Below are 19,288 nucleotides of genomic sequence, written 5' to 3'. Positions count from 1 at the left end.
CGAATCGGACACCCCGCTGATAACTTGTCTTTCTCCACTGCACTGATAGAGCATCCAATGCCAGCTGGCAGTCAACACTGCAGTCTCATCAACGCCAATATCGGCACACAATGACTCCAACCCTGCCACCCATTCCGGCGACAGTTTCTGCGTCTGTTCCTTCACCTGTACATAGGTATCTGCCGCCGCATGCAAAGCCGATGTCTGACAGGCGCTAAAGTGCGTCGGTTCATTAACGCCCTTAAGCAGATCCTGCCAGTAATCACACAAAGACTCACCACAATCACTCAGCATGGCTCGCCTCCCCAACATCGGCAGAAGCAGTATCACCCGCCACAGTATCGGCAGATACAGCATTGGATGCGCTTGCTTCACGCCTCGTTGATGCCGTTTGGCGCTCAGCCCAGAATTGCTGGGCAAAGCCCGCAGGACTTGATGACTGATAGATTACTGCAGGCGTGACAACGTCACTCAACATATGAGATAGGCTCGCCGCCAACCGAATCACATCCAACGAATTAATCGCCAAATCCGACAGAGTCGCGTGCCATATATCAGCAGGCTGTACGGCGTCATTTGCCAGCACTGACATCCAGGCCGAGCGCACGGTCATCACCAATTCTTCCCACTCGGCAGATACCGATAGCGTTGTATCGACCTCCGGCTTCAGCTCCTCGGAATCATGAGCACGAGATATCGAATTACCGGTACGCAATAATATTTGGGAATCGTTATCAATCGGCAGGCGAATGATTTCCAGCAGTTCGGCCAGCCACTGCGCAAGCACATCATCAGCTTTATCTTCGCTGATCTCGGCTTCATCAAACTCAAAACGAAGCGCCGTACGGCCCGCCACTTCGGTCACAACGACATTGAGCGGAAACTCGACTTTCTCATAAGCCTGACCAAAGACCGGGGCTAGCGGAACATCCACCGGATGTTGATCTGCACGCATGGCTGGTCTCGGGTAGTTCTCGAACACAAACAGGCTATCGAAACAGCGTGGCTGACCATTGTGAAGCTCAATCAAAGACTGCGTTGCGTGCTCGTTCAGCCCCATCAGCTCACGTTGAAGCTCGGCAATGTGCTCGCCCAGTGTCATTCCGGTATTCCAGCGCATCACCAAAGGCAATGAATTGATATACAGGCCGACACTGGCTGCTATCTCATCGACAGGCGCATCACGTCCTGACGCCACATTGCCCACGACAGTAACCGCATCTCCGGTCACTTTTGCCACCAGACGGTGCCAGGCATATTGCACCACCACGCTATTGGTTACGCCAGCCGCCTGAGCAAAGTTCACCAACCGCTGCTGTTCATTGTCGGTCAGACGCAAGCGGACAACGGCAGGCTTCTGCTGCATCGTCGCCTGTGCAAAGTCCGCCTCGAACAGCACTGACAGGTCATTACGGGCTTGCTTCGTAATGTCCTTCTTCTGCCAGTATGCTGAAACAGCCTCCTGGTTGTTCACGGCATACGCCGCATGCTCAAGATAAGCGTTATCTTTCGGTCCAGCCGTCAACAATTCCTGCTGGGATTCCTGTTGGCTATTCTGGACCGTATTCTGCATCGCTAAGTCTTCGCCAGCTCCCCCCTGAAGGGCCAAATATGCTTCATGGACAGCGCCAAACAGCCGCGGACCACTCCAGCCATCAATGATGGCGTGATGACAGCTAAACAGCACATGGTGATCTGTCTCGGAGGCCTTTATACATAGCAACCTGAATAATGGCTCTGTCGCCTCACCCAACACGAACGGACGCTCGAGATCGGCCGCCTGATAACGGGCCAACACAGCAAGAGGATCGGTATGCTCATTTGCGTTCGAATCCGTAAGATCGATGACCTTAATAGCCACCTCAATCTTACGCCGGATAACTTGTACCAGTTCCCCCTGATTCTGCAATGCAACCCGTAAGGCAGGGAAGCGGTCGGCGGCCAATTCCCATGCCTGCTGATAGGCATCGACATTTAACGCATGCGGGTAATGAATCGGCGTCTGCAAATGGTAGGCATCATCCTGCGGACAACGCTTTTGATGCGCAAACATGCTTGCCTGCAGTGATGACGCTGGCACTATGGCTTCCACATCGAAGGTTTGATGAAGCTGATCCACCACCTCTTGGGACAGGTTCACCAACGGATAATCGGCCGGTGTCGGCTGACACCCTCGCTCGGCATAGCTTTGTTCACAAAACGCGATAAATGTTTCGATGTTCGCAGCAAAAGTCGCCATCAACTGTTCGCTTCGGGCCTGCGTCAGACAACCTACCTGGCGAAGCGTTAACGCCCCATCAATGATGCCACCGTGCAGGCTGATAATTTCAGACGGCTTGTTGAGCGACGACAGCACCTGGCCCGGCTCGATGCCAATCGGGCGCCAGTCACCTTTCGCTTGTGTCTGCAGTCCCAGATAGTTAAACACTATCGGGGAAAGCGCCAATTGCTCTCCTTCAGGGTGATGCTGCCCGAAAGCGGCAAAACCAATTCCCTTGTCCGGTATTGCACGACGTCGTTCCTTGGTCTGCTGAATCAAAGCCGTCAGCACACTGCTCTCATCCTGTAATGAAGCATCAGTCGGCACCGCCAGTAACAGTGGGTAGGTACTAGTAAACCAGCCAACCGTCCTGCTGACATCGTGTTGCGGCGAAATATCCTCGCGACCGTGCCCTTCCAGCATGATGGTATGGGCATCGCCCCAGCCAAGATCAGACAAGCTCTTCACCAATGCGGCCAGCAGTATGTCATTCACTTCGGTATTAAAGGCATGATGCACCCCAGAGACCAAACGCTGCGTCAGTGCTTCAGGCAATTGCAACATAGCTGCACTGGCCTGCCCGTCAGGGTGCCTGTCTTTTTGCAGCAACGCACTGTCACCGTGTTTCGCCTGCTCCCGCCAATAATCAAACTGGGCCGGATTGTGCCGGGTATAGTCAGCGAGCACCTCTCCCCACTGGCGGTAACTGGTGGTTTTACGCCCCAGCGCCTCACCCCGGCACAACTTGGAAAAATCATCCGTCAAAATGCGCCATGACACGGCATCAATCACCCAGTGGTTAAAGGCAAGGAACAGGGCGGATTCGGCCTGAGGATGATTGCGTACCAGCACCCACGCCATGGTTTGCCCACTTGCCAGATCAAAATCAGACTGCAACTCGGTGAACGCCCGGAACAGCCCGTCATCGCCCAGAGAGGCGGCGTCCAACTCGACAAGCTGCGGCAAAATAGCAGTGTCGTTATATTGCTGGGAAACCACACCATCAAACAGGCTATCCTCATCCCACTGTGGCAATGCCAGACGCAGTGCGTCATGATGTTCAAACAGCTGATCCATGGCACTAACTAGCTGCGCTTCGCTCAAGGCAGGGATCTTGAGGATAGCCGCCTGATTCCAGTGTTGCGGTTTGGCAAAGTCTTGCTTTGCAAACCAGGACTGGATAGGCAGCAGCGGGAAGCTGCCTGATAGTACCCCTTGCTCAGCTTCAATAGCTGGTACTGTCTCGCTGTTGTCTGCAAGCGTCCGGCACAAGCGACGTACGGTTTTGGCTTCGAATACATCCTTAACCGTACAAGCATAGCCAGCATCTCGCAGCCTGGTGGTCAGCTGAATACTCAAGATAGAATCGCCGCCCAATCGGAAGAAGTCATCTTCCACGCCGCAATCGTTATTCAGCGTCGACTGCCAAATCGCCAATACCGAAGCTTCCAGCTCACTGTGTGGTGAAGCTGATGTTGTTTCGGACACATCCAGCGAAGGCAAACGCTGAGGATCCAGTTTACCGTTCGCCGTTAGCGGCATATCATCAACAAAGAATAAGTGCGCAGGAACCATGTACTCTGGCAAGACGGCTAAAGCGCGATGCAATATCATCGATGCCGTGGCCGCAGATGCCACGCCTTCCGATGTGATATTTTCTGCAGAGCTACCATTTTCTTCAGAACAGCCGCGCAACGTAGCGTAAGCAACCAGCACTTTCCGGCTGCCCTGTTCTGCTACCCGGACTTTGACCTGATGAATGGCTGGCTCCACGGCAGCCAGTTGGGCTTCGATTTCCCCAAGCTCAATACGGTACCCCCGGAGTTTCACCTGTTCATCAATACGCCCCATATATTCGACCAGCCCGTCTCGGTTAACCCGGGCCTTATCACCCGTGTGATAAAGTCGAGCCGATTGCCCCTGGCATTTCCATTCGGTGAACACCTTTTCGGTCAGCTCGGGCTGATTCAGATAGCCACGAGCAAGGCCGAGACCTGCCAGACACAATTCACCCGGTACACCATCCGGGCAAAGTTTACCTTGCGCATCGAGGATCAAAGCCTGCGTATTGGCTACGCTGGTTCCTATGGTGACTGGCTGATCCGCCTTCAGTTGCTGGGCCAGCGCCGTTACCGTAAATTCGGTCGGCCCGTACATGTTGAACAAATCAACTTTGTCGGCCCACCGTTCAACAAGCTGGGGCGGACACGCCTCGCCGCCGAATGCCACTATTTTCAAGCTCGTAACAGCTTGAGGCGGCAGGGCTGCAAACAACGCGGTAGAGCAGATCATATGAGTCGCGTGATACTGCTCGGCCTGGTTAATCGCCTGCTCATTGGGCTCACCGAAAGCCAGGGTGATCCCCGATGCCAGTGGCAGCATGGCAGTCATGTTACCGGCATCGAATGCCAGTGACATACAGTTGAACATCACGCTGTCAGCGGCAAATGCCAAGCGTTGGCTATGATCGTGTACCAAATTGACAAAGGATCCGTGCTCGACCATTACCCCTTTCGGCATCCCTGTCGAGCCGGAGGTATAAATCACATACGCCAGTTGCTGCGGCGTAGCATTTTGCATCAACGGCTCCTGCATCAACGGCGAGGTATCTGAAAACTGCGCCAGCCGCTCACTCAAGGTCGAGTCAGCAAGGTTCACCAACTCGGCACCGGTCAGGTTCAGATCTCCCTCCCCCTGTTGAATTTGGACAGAAAACTCACTGGAAGGAGCAAGGATCAATGACAACTCGGCATCGTCAATCACATGCTGCAAGCGTTTCAGAGGATAGGCCGGATCGAGTGGCACATACGCCCCTCCGGCTTTCCAGGCTGCCAGCGCTGATACGGCAAACGCGATGCCACGTTCTGCGACTATCCCGACCAGACTTTCATGTCGCACACCGCGTTCAATCAACCAATGGGCCAATTGGTTCGCACGAGTGTCAAGCTCGGCATACGTCAGAGACTGCTCCCCTGCGACCACCGCCAGTTTGTCAGGGTGGGCTACCACAGCATTTTCAAACAGCTGATGCGTTAACAAGTTGTCCTGATATGCGGCCGGTAACTGAGCCAGTTGTGAAGCAACCGCAGTTTCTTCATCCTCGGCAATCATTGGCAGCTGCTGCACATTGCACTCGGGCTGCTCCACGACGGCAGTGAGTAAATGCAGGAAATGCTCGGCATAGCGTTCAATGGTCGCCTTTTCGAAAATCCCTTTGCTGAACAGCCAGTCCAGCCGCACGCCATCAACCAGCTCGGTGACCTTAAGGGAAATGTCCGTTTTAGCAGGCAAGATTGGGGACGGCTCTTCCACGGCACCACAACCCGGGATCAAATCGTTGAAATCTACCTTAGCCTGATAAATCAGCATGATTTGGAAGATAGGGTTGATGGCCGTAGTGCGATCCGTGCCTATGGCTTCGCTCAAGGATTCAAAGCGGTATAGCTGATGGTCGAATGCCGACAAGTCTTGCTCACGGCAATACTGCAGGTAATCAACAAAGCGCTGCTGTTCACCCAGCTGGGTACGCAGCACGATGGTATTAACAAAGAACCCCACTACATCTTCAATGTCATGACGTTCGCGGTAAGCCAGCGGTGTACCAATCACGATGTCCTGTTCATCGCTAAGACGCGCCATCAACAGTGAGAAGACGGCGTGCAGACCGATAAAGTTAGACGTACTGTACTGCTGGCACAAGCGCTTGAATTTTGCCCACAGCTCATTATCAATCGCCGAGAACACCAGTTCACCGTCATTGTCGTGGGCAGCAGGGCGCGGTTTGTCGAGCGGCAAACTGTGTACTTCCGGAATACCGACCAGGCGCTCAACCCAGAACGGCTTGAACTCTGCGTGATAATCCTGAAATGCCGGTGAATTAAACCAGTTGGCATAGTCGATATAGGTTCGCTCGGTGGGAACAACAGGCATTAGCTGCTGGTTTTGGTAAGACAGGAAAGCCTGCTTGAAATCGGCGAACATGTTCTTTACCGACCAGCCATCAGAAACAATATGGTGCTGGGTCAGCATCAGGATATGCAGCTCTTCCTCCAGCTTCACCACGTCGACACGTGTCAGTTGCCCCTGATTCAGATCGAACGGACGATTTACATCATCAATAATCCACTGCAGCAAGACGTCTTCCCGCTCATTGTCCGGCAAATGAGACAAATCTTTGTGCTCCACCTTGAACGGCGTATGGGGGTCAATATGCTGCTCACCTTTACCGTACTCGTTAATCGCAAACCGCGTTCGCAAGCTGGCATGTTTTTGTGCCAATACATCAAAAGCATATTCAAGCGCCGCATAATCCAGCGGACCGGTAACACGAAAATGAACCGGCATATTGTACAAATGCGAGTTCTCTTCGTACTGCTCGATAAACCACAGTCCGCTTTGGGAATATGATAACGGCCCCGATGTTTGCCTGGTCACAGGGATCGGCTGGTCAAAGGCCTGCTGCGCTTTCAGGCAACGGACAATATCGTCTTTATTGGCTTTGATCTGCGCCACCACGTCTGGGGTCATGGCTTGTTTATTAGCCTGAGACACCAGCTGTGACTGGCTATTGAGAGTAAGTCGTACCCCTTTACGCTCAAGCGTCATGAGTAAGGTAATAATATCTGTCATGATGGATCCTACTTAAGCGTTAAGGGTGGCACCGCCGTCCACCACTATGTCTTGCATGGTGACGTGGCCGGCCAAGTCTGAGGCAAGGAAGGTCACAACATTGGCAATATCATCAGGCTGGGCAATCTTTCCTAGCGGGATACCAAGCTTGTATTGCTCGGGAAAACCGGCAATGGTGCGCTGCTCGGCATCCGCTGTGTGCCATAGCATCCGCTGCATTGGCGTATCCGTCGATCCCGGTGAGACCACATTACACCGCACCCCGTAAGGAGCCAGTTCCAGCCCGACACAATGCGACAGACTGGTTAACGCCGCCTTGGATGCGCAATACGCCGTCATTTGCTGACGCGGCACATGGGCCGCATTGGAGCTGACTGTGACTATCGAACCGGCTTGTTGCTTTTTGAACACAGGGATCAACTGCTGAAGCAGGTAAAACGGGCCCGATGCATTCACATTGATACACGCATGCCAGTCATCGACCGACAACTCCTCGGTAGCCCCGAGGCGTAATATACCGGCCACACTCACCAGCACATCCACGGTAGGATGCTGCTGTAAGAGGGTGTCAGCCGCGGCCTTGACTGCTAACGGTTCACTGATATCCAGGGTTATTGTCTCGAACGGGTAGTCAGCTTTATCGTCAAAGGCGACGTCTAGCCCAACTACCGTAGCGCCCAGATCGACAAACTTTAACGCGACCTGCAACCCGATACCTTGTGCGGCACCGGTAACCCAAACACACTTGTTATAAAACTGCATCATGCTTGCTACTGGATTCTGATTCATTACCACACCATCTCGACTTCATCTTCACTCTGTTCCTGCATCTCATCGAGATACTGGCAGAACGTACTCAATACAGGGTTATCAAAGACATCCGACACTTTCACCGTCACGCCAAATTCAGCCGCCAGGCGGTTCACAATCTGGATGGTTTGCAGTGACTGCCCGCCAAGCTCAAAGAAGTTCGCCTGAGAATGCAAACCACTGACACCCAGTATCTGTTGCCAGATTGCACTCACGCGCTGCTCTGTTTCTGTCGCCAGGCTCACCTCGTTATTGTCGTTGTCATAACTGGCTAGCAGCCCTTTACGGTCAACTTTGTTACTGACGGTTTTCGGTAAAATATCGAAGAAGCGGTAATCGGTTGGGATCATCGCCGGTGGTAAGTGCTCGCTCAGCAGTTGCTTGATGTGGATGGCGTCTAAGCTGCTGTCGGTAGTGGCAATGAATGCAATCAATCGACGGATCCCGTTCGGGTAAACAACACCCTGTACACAGGCTTCCTTCACCGCATCAAGTGCCAACAGGTGAGACTCGACCTCTGCAGGCTGAATGCGATAGCCACTGATTTTGAATTCATTGTCTATTCGGCCCAGATAGACAATCTGTCCGTCGCGGAAGGTAACGCGATCACCGGTTCGGTAGGCCCGGCACGGTGTCTCGCCAATCAGCATAGTGGTAAATGCCGGGTGCGAGAGGCCAATATAGCCTTGCGCCAGTGTCGGCCCCAGCAGAACAAGTTCACCTGTCTCCGACGGCTGGTTGGCATGGTCGAGGATCAGCGCGCTCACCCCCGGCAACGGCAGACCTATTGGCAAAGCGTTTGTATCGCTTGACTGCGAGCTAAGCTCGCTTGAGGTCGCAACAACCGTGGTTTCTGTCGGCCCATAGGTATTGAACAACGAAATAGTACGCGCCGGAATAGCCTGGGCAACTGCAGCCTGCCACTGAGCCAGTTGCTCCGGATAAACCGCCTCACCACCGATAATCACACGTTGAAGGGTACCCGGGACAGTGGCTACGCCAGCCTGTAAGCTGACCACCCATTCATTCCAGAACGCCGTTGGGAGATCCAGTACCGTAATTCCGGCCAGCTCGATCGCTTCGACAAACGCAGGCATAGATTCAAGCATCGCATCAGTTCGAAGTACCAGGGTCGCTCCCTGGGTCAAGGTAGCAAACACTTCCTCGATGCTGGCATCAAAGTTAAACGGCGCAAATTGCAGCAGGCGGTCATCAGCATTAATGCCATAGGTCGCTGCACTCGCTGCGGCAAAATGGCTTAATGCCCCGTGACTGATTTCGACGCCTTTTGGTTCGCCGGTCGAGCCCGATGTGAACATCACATATGCCACATCATCGCCAACAACCTGTTCTTCATGCAGCCCTTCACCGCGCAGGTGGCCTGCCAGCAGAACGGTCGGAATCGCCAGCGGTGCCAAGGCATGCTGGAATTCAGCTTCCGTGATCAAGGTGCGGATATCCGCTTGGGTCACGATACTTTGCTGACGCTCTAAAGGCTGCTCGGGATCCAAAGGAACATATACCGCACCGCACTGCATCACCGCCAACTGGGTCAGAATCTGCTGAATCGAGCGTGACATGGCCACCGCCACACGATCCCCGCGCTGCACACCACGCTGGGTCAAGACACAGGCAGCTTGTTTTACTTGCACCATCAACTGCTGGTACGTCACCTGCTGCAAGCCTGCCACCGTATTTTGCTCAATTGCCACGGTATTTGGCTGCATCAGGGCCTGATCATTGATTAGCTCAACCACTGGTGTCGTCGGCTGAGTTGTTTGCCCGGGTTCTTGGGTAATCGCTTCATTTTCCGTCCAGTCACCCGTAATCAATGCCGCCTTACGGGCATCCGCATACTGGCGATCCAACAGATCATCGACTTTCAGCGTCGGCTCGGCAACCCACTGAGCCAAGAGAGTCAGCAATCCGTCCTGCAAAGAGGTCAGCTGTTCAGGTGAGTAAACGGCTGGGTTCGCATCAAAATCGATATTCGGCAGGCCTTCCGTCTTACTGTGAAGCTCTATGGTAATGTCTTCTACCGGTCCGGCACTGAGGTTTAAGGTTTGCGCAGCCAGATCGCCGTAGTGCAGCGGATGGTCGAACGGCATGATATTTACCAATGTACCAAACAGACGCTGCTCGCCACCGACACGGTGCAGGTCACGGCGAAGATCTTCATAACGATAATGCTGGAAACGGCGCATCGCTTTCTTGTGCTGCGCGATTTTCCTGGCACTGGTGATAAAGTCGTCTTCAGGCTCAAAGGCCATCACCAACGGCACAATGTTCATTTGCATACTCGGCACCGTCAGGGACTTGGAGCCAAGGCGGTTCATCACCATCATGCCCAGCATGATCGCATTATCACCGGTCTGCTGCTTCAGGTGGGCACACAATGCCGCCAAAAAGGCATCAGCCCAGGTCAACTTGTTCGCTTCACAGCACTCATTCAGAGCCTGCCACACACCTGCCTCGACCTTCGATGAGGTACGGTGGAAATCAGCGGTGATCGGGGCCACTTTGTCGCTATACGACGAAGGTTGCGGGTAATCCACCAGGGTATCGAGCCAAAACTGTTTGGCTTTCTCGTATGCGCCTGATGCCACCCGTTTGGCATCCTCCGCCAGTACCGCATTAAACGAGCCGAACGGATTCTCCGACACAACCTGGCCGGCAACACGGGCGGTATAAATTTCAGCAATGCGCTGGAACATCAAGGTCGTACCAAAACCATCCAAGGCAATATGATGAACACAGTTATAGAGGTAATCGTTCGTTGCGCCTCGCAAGAGGGTAAACCGGCATGGCAGGCCAGTAGTTAAATCCAGCGGCTTGGCAATATCGACCTTAGCCCATGCTTTCACGGCTCCACGCTCGCCAACATCAGAGGCATCAAGTTCTTCAATGGTTACCGATACATCGCACTGCGCTGGCTGCATGTACGGTGTCTGCTCGTCGTCACTGACGAAATGACAATACAGACACTCGCTTTCTTTGACGGCCTGCTGAATGGCCTTTGTCAGCTGCTCGCTATCGACCTTGCCATCGAAAGCAATACACTCGGCAGTGTTAAACAGCGCTTTGTTGTCATTGAGCGTATGCCCCAGCCATAAACCATGCTGCGCAGTATTGAGCGGCTTGGCGTTGGCCGGGATCCCGGCTGCTTGAGTCCCAGTAGTTTGAGTCCCGGTTGCTTGTGATGTCATGTTTACGCCCCCAGCTTGGCTTCAATCAGCGCCCACCAGCGGTTGAGGCTCGGCTCATCAGCCAAATCAACGAAGGTCAGCTCAACACCATGCTTTCGCCACTCGGTGATCAGCGACATGATATGCACGGAATCCAAGCCATAGTCGATCAGGTTTTCGTCCGGATCGAACTCCTCTTCCTCTTCATCGATAAACGCTAACAATTGTGCCAGCAGGCCAGCTTTGGTCAAGGCTGGAGCCGTTTCGCCTGCGGCCAGAATGTCTGAGGTGCTCACCACTTTACCGCTTCGCGTCGCGACATATTTCAGGGCCATTTCATGCTCTTCCAACGAAAAGTCGGCAATCGCATCCCCGACCATGAACGGCTTGATATCACGCATAAAGGCATCCACAGCCGTCATCAGGCAACCAATGTGGCCGTAGATACCACAAATAACTAGCTGGTCTTTCCCCAGTTCCTTAAGCATGTGTTCCAGCGGCGAGCGCTGAAAGGCGGAGTAACGCCATTTGTCCAATACGGTGTCATTCTCTTTGGGCGTCAACTCAGCCACGATTTTCTGCAACTCAGGAGAACGATTGAGGCCCGGTCCCCACATATCGTTCAGCAGTGCGCGATCAGCCATGTTCTGCTCTTTGGGTTGGGCGGTATAAATCACCGGGATCCCCTGCGCTTCGCAGAACTGTTTCAATACGACGATCTGATTGAGCAAGGATTGAATGAGGCTACTGTCTTTGTCATAGAAGCTGACAAAATATTCCTGCATATCATGGATCAGGAGTGCCGCTTTTTCCGGCTCGAATTCCCAGGTCACTTTGTTGGCCGGAAACTGCTCTGCTGAAGGCATGGAATAGGAAGGCAAAGATGGAATAGCCATGGTTAAACGTCCTTTTCTTTTTTAATCGTTAGTGTTTGCTGAATGGTCTGACGTAGTTGTTTCTTGTCGACTTTCCCGACAGGGGTCATAGGCAGTTCCGAAACGAACTCGACGCGGTCGGGCAACTTGTACTCCGCAACGCCTTGCGCGCGAAGGTGCTTGCGGAGGGTGATGGCTTTCAACTTGGGATCAGCGGCTATCACAAAAGCACAGCTTTTTTCGCCCATCACGATATCGGGCATGGCCACCAAGGCCACATTGGTCACGGCATCATGTGTCAGCAGCTGATTTTCAACCTCTTCCGCTGCTATCTTTTCACCGCCTCGGTTAATCTGATCCTTGTCGCGCCCCACCACAATCAGATAACCCGTGGCAGTGCGTTTGACGATATCGCCCGAGCGGTAAAACCCGTCGGTATCGAAAGCGCTCGCATTATGGTCTGGACTGTTGAAGTAGCCGCGGAAGGTATAAGGGCCACGGGTTAACAAGGCGCCTTCTTCGCCATCTGGCACCTGGATGCCCAGCTCGTCAACGACCTTGATTTCATCGTCCTCGCTGATCGGGCGTCCCTGGGTATTGAACACATGCCAATTGTCGTCATCGAAGCGGGTGTAGTTCACCAAGCCTTCAGCCATGCCAAACACTTGCTGCAACTGACAACCTAGAATCGGCATGATTTGTTTTGCCAGCGACTCACTAAGGCGCGCACCGCCAACCTGCAGCACTTTCAGGCTATCTAGGTGGTGGTCGAAATCCTCAGCAGCCTGCAACCACAGAGTGACAGCAGGCGGCACCAAAGCCGTCATAGTGACACCATGCTGCTTAATAAGAGGAAAGCAGGTCATCGCACTCGGATCGGTCGCAAGTACCACAGTACCGCCGGCATAAAACACACCTAACGCCCCGGGAGAGCTCAGCGAGAAATTATGCGGAGCGGGTAGCGCACAGAGGTACACAGTGTCTTTGTCGAGCTGACAGATCTCGGCACTGGCCCGGACGCTGTAGTAATAGTCATTGTGAGTACGCGGGATCAGTTTCGGTGTGCCGGTACTACCACCTGATAGCTGGAAAAACGCCACCTCCGAAGCAGGTGTCGGAGTTGGTATCGATGAAGAAATCTCGGCCTGCTCAGAAGGCAAGGCTTCCAGCCACTCGCTCAACGAGGTACCGAAGGTTGTCTCACCGTCCACCAACCAATGACGAATTGTTGATATCTGCTCAGCTAACGTACTGGCAAACTGATCGTCCTGAAACAGCTGATGCCGCTCCGAGACAACCATTAATGCCGGTTGTACCTGCTCGACATACGATCGCAGCTCAAGTTGCTTATGGTTAAACAGTGCATTCACCGGTACGATGCCAACTTTCAACAAGGCGAAGTACACAATGTAGAACTCGGCGATGTTCGGTAATTGAACCACTGCTGTCTCGCCAGCACGAAAACCTTGTCTGTGAAGGCGAGAAGCCAGAATATCGGACAGGCGATCCAGCTCAGCGTAGCTAAACTGGCGCTGCTGACAAATCAATGCAGTGCGTGATGCCGAGGCCAGCTCTCTGCCGTGACGTGTTATCACATCAGTGAGAGGTAGCCCTTTCCAGTAGCCTTTTTCTATATACCGTGCTGCAAGCTCTTCGGGCCAGGGAGTAAACGCAACGCTCATGCGACCTCCTCGGAACCCAGGCCGAATGCATTGAGCATGGTTCCTAGCTTGGCTTCCGTTTCTGCCCACTCAGACTGTGGACAGGACGCATCGACAATCCCGGCACCGGCAAACAGTTTTACGGTGTTGCCAAGCACCTTGCCGCAACGAATGGTAACCGCCCATTCACCGTTGCCATGTGAATCACACCAACCCACCATGCCGGTAAACATTCCCCGCTCGTACGGTTCCAGTTCACTGATGGCGTGCTTTGACAAATCAAACGGATAACCACAGACTGCCGGAGTAGGATGCAGCAGACAGGCGAGTTGCAGCACGTTTGTCAGATCGGAGTTCAAGGTGCCGTGGATCTGGGTAGAAAGGTGCCACATGGCGGGTGTGTTGACCAGCGATGGGCCAGTCGGAACATCTAAATGAGAGCAAAGTGGTGCCAATAAGCGCTGGATTTCATCAATCACCAACTTATGCTCAAAACGATCTTTCACCGAACCCAGCAGCGCTTCGCTGACCTGCCTTTCCAACTCAGCGGTCGGCTGGCGCTTGGCCGAACCTGCCAATGGATTAGAGATAATTTCTCTTCCCTGCTGACGGATCAACAACTCAGGGCTGGCCCCCAATAGCACCGAACCATCTGCTTGCGGTATTGAGAAATGAAAGCCACCGGGATTTTGTTTTACCAGGCGTTGGAGGATATTTTTCGGCGAAACACTATTGCTGAGCTCTATATTCAGCACTCTAGATAACACCGCTTTTTCCAGGCGAGTAGTATTAAACTTATCGACTGCTTTAGTGACCGCTGATTTAAACGTGTCCTCATTAGGTTCACTATTTAATGAAAGAACATTAATACCCTCGGTGTTGATATTCTCATCAAAATTGAATAGTTCGCTGTTATTCTCTTTGATAAAACTAAACGACTCGGGAATATACAGACAAGAAGATTGAGAAACATCAAAGGGAATAGAGCCAATAATTATAGGGTTTTTCACTCCTTTCTTTTTTTCCCTATCAAAGGCTAAACGAACTTTTTCTTGGAATAAACTTTTCTTATTAGCACCATCCAATGCAGGCTGGTTTATTTTTTGACTGACTCCTGACGCAACAACTCCGTTATATTGGGAAGAGAAAAAGAAATCTTTTAAAGGTGAGAATGATGTACTGCCTGATACTAACTTCTCACTTTGCGCTTGTTGCATGACACAACTCCCTTTTTACGCAAAAGAATAGAAGACTTATTTTCTGAATAAGCTTCACATATTTGTTAGTCACATTTCAGCTCATGCCGAAATAAACATCACATAACAACCAGTTGAATAATATTTATATTTTTATCGTTATTAGAATAATCAAAATAAGAGCCAGCAAATGCTGGCTCTTGATTCTATTTCATTAAATTAAAAGTCGTAAGAAACACCAGCGTAAACGCTTCGGCTCTTAAGGATGTAATCGTAGCTGGTTGCTACATCATCACGTTCTTCATCAGTCAGGTTAGTTACACCTAGTTTCAGGTTCAGGTTCTTGATTGCCTCGTATCGAGCGCCAAGATCCACCGTGCCGTAGGCCGCTGACTTCTCATTATCACGAACGTACTGAGTACCCGTATACTGATAAGAGACATAAGTCGACAAGTCATCCATTGCCTGCCAGTCAAGCTGGATATTCGCCGTATGCGTTGGTGTCAATGTCAGATCTTTATCTGTCGTTTCGTCTTTCGCATCGGTAAACATATAGTTACCTGACAGGCTGATCGTATCTGTCACATCCAACCAAGCTTCTACTTCTGCGCCACTGACTTTAGCTTCAGCGACATTGAAATAGCTCAGTTCAGTCGCCACCCGATCCCACGTCTCCGTCTGAATCATATCTTCAATGTCATTGTTGAACAGAGTCAGTGAGCTGCCCCAGCTCTCTGTCTGATAGCTTGTTGCCAACTCGTAACTAATTGCCGTCTCGGCTTTCAGGTCTGGGTTACCTACCGTCTTACACATTCCACGACAAGACAATAGTGCATAGTCTTTACTGTACTGATACAATCCTGGTGCCTTGAACGCCTTCCCGACACCACCTTTCACAACCCAGTTCTCTGTCAGGCTATATACCGCATAGGCACGCGGACTGAATTCACCACCGTAGACTTCATGGTCATCGTAACGACCACCTAACGTAATGGCCACATCACCGATGTCGAACTCATCCTGAATATAGAGAGCTGAACGGTTGTAATCCACAGGACCATTTTCCAGTGTCAGGTTATTTTCAAGTTCGGTCATACTGTATTCAGCACCACCGGTTAGCAGGTGAGAGCCAACATAACCAGACAGCTGACCATCAATAATATGGTTAGTCTGAGTAATATCGCCCACCTTACCGTTTAGCTCGGAATCATCCTCAAGATCGGAGTTCTCATAGCTATAGCGCAGGCGTGAGTCAAAGTTTGACCAGTAACCATTGTGAATCACAGCCGCATTAATACGATCCAGCTTCTGGACGTTAGTAACCGCTCTTCCATAGTTATTCCAATCCGCATCACGATCATCCTGGCTGTAGAGCAGTTCAAGGTCGACATCCTGCTCATCATTGATCAGCCATTTCAGCGTCGAGAAGATGTTGAGCTCATCACGCTCTTCCAGTGCATCAGTATCGCGGTTGATACTCTTGTCTGTACGCCATGCATCACGCTGGCTTTGCTCAATAATGATATTGCCAAGCAATGTTTCAGGGATCAGGGAGCCACTAGCGTAAACATTAAACTTGTGGGTATCACCGCCGCTTCCTTCAGTCGGACCGTCATATTGATAACCAACAGAACCTTGAGTTTCTTCTGAAGGCTGGCGAAGGATCACGTTAACCACACCGCCCAGCGCATCGGCACCATAGAGCGAGGACATTGGGCCACGGATAACTTCGATTCGCTCAACCGCAGACATTGGGATACTCGACAGGTCAAAATCGTTACCGTAGGCGCTGGTCAGTGCATCTCGCGAGTTGATACGGCGGCCATTGATCAACAGCAAGGTATAGTCTGAGTCCAAGCCACGGATTTTGATTTCGTTACGGCCATAAGTCGTACCTGGGTTAATATTGATACCTGGCAGCTTTCTGACTGCCTCAGCGACATCGCTGACAACCAGCTTGTCCAGCTCTTCACCAGTGATATAAGACACAGACGCTGGTGCTGTTAGCTCGGGGTGTTTTGTCTGGCTTGCAGTAACCACCATGACTTCGTCAGTAACTGTCTCTGCCATCACAGCAGATGAAGAAAGAAGGCCAATAGCCAATAATGCGCGACTTAATTGAGTTAGCGCGAAACGGCTATCTCCTTGAAACTGGTACATTTACATACTCCATTACGAACAATGGCGCAAATGATAATTATTACTATTATCATCGTCAATGGTGCATTTTATTTTTTATAGGTCAAAGGGAGATATTGATCACATTTATTGTTAAAAAATCTGCTGCATATTCTGGGTTAAGCTATGAAAGAGCAGCAGAGCGTTATCGTTATATTAAAAAACAATAAGTTATAGTGATTTGTTTGAGGTGTGTATTAGGTTGCGTGCGCTGATAGTTGCTCTCGCTGAGCATACTGGGCCATCAAAACCTTAACCAACAATGGCACCAGTAACGTACATCCGATTGTGATCATCGCCAGAGTCTCAATACCAGCCAAACGTCCATCCACCCCCGATGTGAGATATACCGAGGAAACGGCACTCGCCAATCCAGCGGCAACATTGGACAAGGTCCCTTGATATAACATAAAAGCCGCCCGCTGATGAGGCTTAGGCACACGTGAGGTAATGGCTGATACTGACGCGCTCCGCGCTGAACTGGAGGCCATAAACAGAGTAAAAACAACATACAAAGGCCAAGTGCCCTGCCACAAGAACCCGACGAAGGTCACCGTAGCAACGAGCAAACTGGTTCCCCATATAGTAGGAACAATCCAGCCTCTATCTAGCAACTGACCACACAATCGCATCGCAAAAATACTGGCCACGCCACCCAGTAGATAGAGCACACTAATTTGCTCACGCGGAAACTCTAAATTGAACTGGAAAAATATCGAGAGATTGGGCACCAATAAAAAATGGCCAAACATACTTATCCCGACCATACCCAAAGCAATCATAAAGACCGGACTAGTGACCATATCCTGCATATGCCTGGCTTCCGGAGGCTGGGACAAGGACTGAGACTGGGCAGAATTAAGATGGCTAACCATACTCGGAAACCAAACATTGCATGCTAACGCCAGAGCAACGCCGAGTCCGCCAAATACAAAGAAGGTTGCCTGCCAGGATAACCGCGCCGATAGCTCTAACGAGGCTGGCACAATAATAATCGCTGCCAGAGAAAAGCCACTGGCAACAAACGCAATAGCTTTCCCTCGACTTTTTATATCAGTAATATCTATTACTGATGCCATTGTTAACCCGCTTATTGGTCCGGCAAAACACCCTGCCAGTACAAACCAAAACAGTAATTCATTTTGCGTAGTCGAGAAGCCGCAAACAATAACGATCAGAGAGCGAGTCATTAAGAAAAACAATAATGCTTTCTTTCGATCGAAACGGTCTAAATAAGGGGCAAGGAAAAAACCGATTAATGCCGAAGCAAAGGTTGCTCCACCCGCAATATAGCCGATATGCTCTGGCTTCATATTAAGGTATTTAACAAAGTCCGCTCCCAATGGCATCACCATCATAAAAGTGCCGACTGACAACATGTTAATAAGCAGAGCTAAGCGTAATACACGTGATTGAGTTGTTCGATGATCGTCCATAATATCGCGTTCTAATTAATAATTAGCACGATTGTAACGACTCCTATGCGCCAAAACAATGAATAAGAATCATTATCAACTTTGCGTGAACGCTTGTACCATCTCCTCTTCTTGCTGCAGGTGCACCGTAAAGGCACTGCCAGCCGATAAATTTGCCGTTAAGCGCTTTCTTAGCACTAGCGTCAGGTTTTCCCGCCCCATCGCAACAACTTCAGCATCCAGGAAGTCAAAATAGGCCTTTACCTGCGGGTACAAAGCCTTAAACAAGCTCTCTTTTGCCGAGAACACAGCGGTTAGCCCTTCGGCGAAACTCACATAATGGTTCATGATGAGATTATACTCGGCATCATTAATAATCGTACTCTTGACAGAGTTAGCCGTACTGTCTGACATGCGCTGCTCAATATCAATACCGATACCTTGCTCTGCTATTTCAAGCGGTTGAACAATACAAACCGCATGATTGTTGCTATGGCTGATCGATCCCGTCATTCCCTCCGGCCATAACGGAGCCCGATGTTGACCAATGCCAACCTGAGTCTCCCGTCCCCCTAAGGCAGCCAAACAACGCTTTGCCAAATATCGTCCAGCTATAAACTCGGCTTGACGCTTCGTCACCGCTCTATGCAAACTCTCCGGAAATTCTACGTCCAGTTGTTGCGCCGATTGTGCTGTAAACAACGTAGGATCAAAACGACACTGATAACCAACACCGACAAAATCGGGAATGACGACAGGCGAGATATGGGAAATAAAAGGAGTTAGCATAATAAAAGTGCTTCCATGACTTAGAAGCAGACATCATAGCAAGGGGATTGCAGAAATCGCTATAGTGTTGAATTGATGCAGGGCTTTAAATGCGAGGCGGGACTCGATGGTCCGGCATTCCGGCCCGCGAAAAAGTGCGCAGCATTTTCGTGAGCGTTAAACGAAAAAAGCCTGACGCTTTCGCATCAGGCTTAAATCAGTGGCGGAGCGGACGGGACTCGAACCCGCGCCCCCCGGCGTGACAGGCCGGTATTCTAACCAACTGAACTACCGCTCCAATTCTGTGTAAA

The 19,288-nt window shown here is 51.3% G+C and carries 10 protein-coding genes and 1 tRNA gene; all 11 read right to left on the bottom strand.

From position 1 onward, the window contains the following. Positions 1 to 294 (bottom strand): hypothetical protein (locus tag MHN01_RS03860; protein WP_239410118.1); only part of this gene is annotated, 294 nt, incomplete at its 3' end. After that, positions 284 to 6,889, bottom strand: a complete 6,606-nt coding sequence (locus tag MHN01_RS03855) for a non-ribosomal peptide synthetase (protein ID WP_239410117.1) — start codon at positions 6,887 to 6,889, stop codon at positions 284 to 286. The genes MHN01_RS03860 and MHN01_RS03855, both read right to left, overlap by 11 nt. Before the next feature lie 12 nt (positions 6,890 to 6,901). Then, positions 6,902 to 7,678: a 2,3-dihydro-2,3-dihydroxybenzoate dehydrogenase gene (gene dhbA, locus MHN01_RS03850; protein ID WP_304622837.1), complete on the bottom strand. Its 777-nt coding sequence runs from the start codon at positions 7,676 to 7,678 to the stop codon at positions 6,902 to 6,904. Further along, entirely contained in the window at positions 7,678 to 10,905 is a 3,228-nt protein-coding gene (locus MHN01_RS03845; protein ID WP_239410116.1) for an amino acid adenylation domain-containing protein, read from the bottom strand. The genes dhbA and MHN01_RS03845 overlap by 1 nt, the downstream gene beginning before the upstream one ends. A 2-nt stretch (positions 10,906 to 10,907) precedes the next feature. Further along, positions 10,908 to 11,780 carry an isochorismatase gene (locus MHN01_RS03840; RefSeq protein ID WP_239410115.1) on the bottom strand — a complete coding sequence of 291 codons (873 nt, stop codon included), beginning with the start codon at positions 11,778 to 11,780 and terminating at the stop codon, positions 10,908 to 10,910. Positions 11,781 to 11,782: 2 nt separating this feature from the next. Continuing rightward, the gene (locus MHN01_RS03835) at positions 11,783 to 13,441 is read right to left on the bottom strand and encodes a (2,3-dihydroxybenzoyl)adenylate synthase (protein WP_239410114.1); all 1,659 of its coding nucleotides are present in this window, start codon (positions 13,439 to 13,441) and stop codon (positions 11,783 to 11,785) included. Further along, positions 13,438 to 14,637, bottom strand: coding sequence for an isochorismate synthase MenF (locus MHN01_RS03830; RefSeq protein ID WP_239410113.1), 1,200 nt, complete (start codon positions 14,635 to 14,637; stop codon positions 13,438 to 13,440). The genes MHN01_RS03835 and MHN01_RS03830 overlap by 4 nt, the downstream gene beginning before the upstream one ends. A gap of 198 nt (positions 14,638 to 14,835) precedes the next feature. Then, entirely contained in the window at positions 14,836 to 16,776 is a 1,941-nt protein-coding gene (locus tag MHN01_RS03825; RefSeq protein ID WP_239410112.1) for a TonB-dependent receptor domain-containing protein, read from the bottom strand. Between the two features lie 215 nt (positions 16,777 to 16,991). Continuing rightward, the gene (locus tag MHN01_RS03820) at positions 16,992 to 18,230 is read right to left on the bottom strand and encodes an MFS transporter (RefSeq protein WP_239410111.1); all 1,239 of its coding nucleotides are present in this window, start codon (positions 18,228 to 18,230) and stop codon (positions 16,992 to 16,994) included. A 75-nt stretch (positions 18,231 to 18,305) separates the two neighbouring features. Continuing rightward, complete coding sequence (locus MHN01_RS03815) at positions 18,306 to 18,998, bottom strand: 4'-phosphopantetheinyl transferase (protein WP_239410110.1); 693 nt, start codon at positions 18,996 to 18,998, stop codon at positions 18,306 to 18,308. A gap of 200 nt (positions 18,999 to 19,198) precedes the next feature. Then, positions 19,199 to 19,275, bottom strand: a tRNA-Asp gene (locus MHN01_RS03810). Positions 19,276 to 19,288: the final 13 nt, after the last annotated feature.

Source organism: Photobacterium sp. OFAV2-7 (assembly GCF_022347985.1).
In the GTDB taxonomy this organism is placed as follows: domain Bacteria; phylum Pseudomonadota; class Gammaproteobacteria; order Enterobacterales; family Vibrionaceae; genus Photobacterium.
This window is presented reverse-complemented; position numbering and strand designations above follow the sequence as displayed.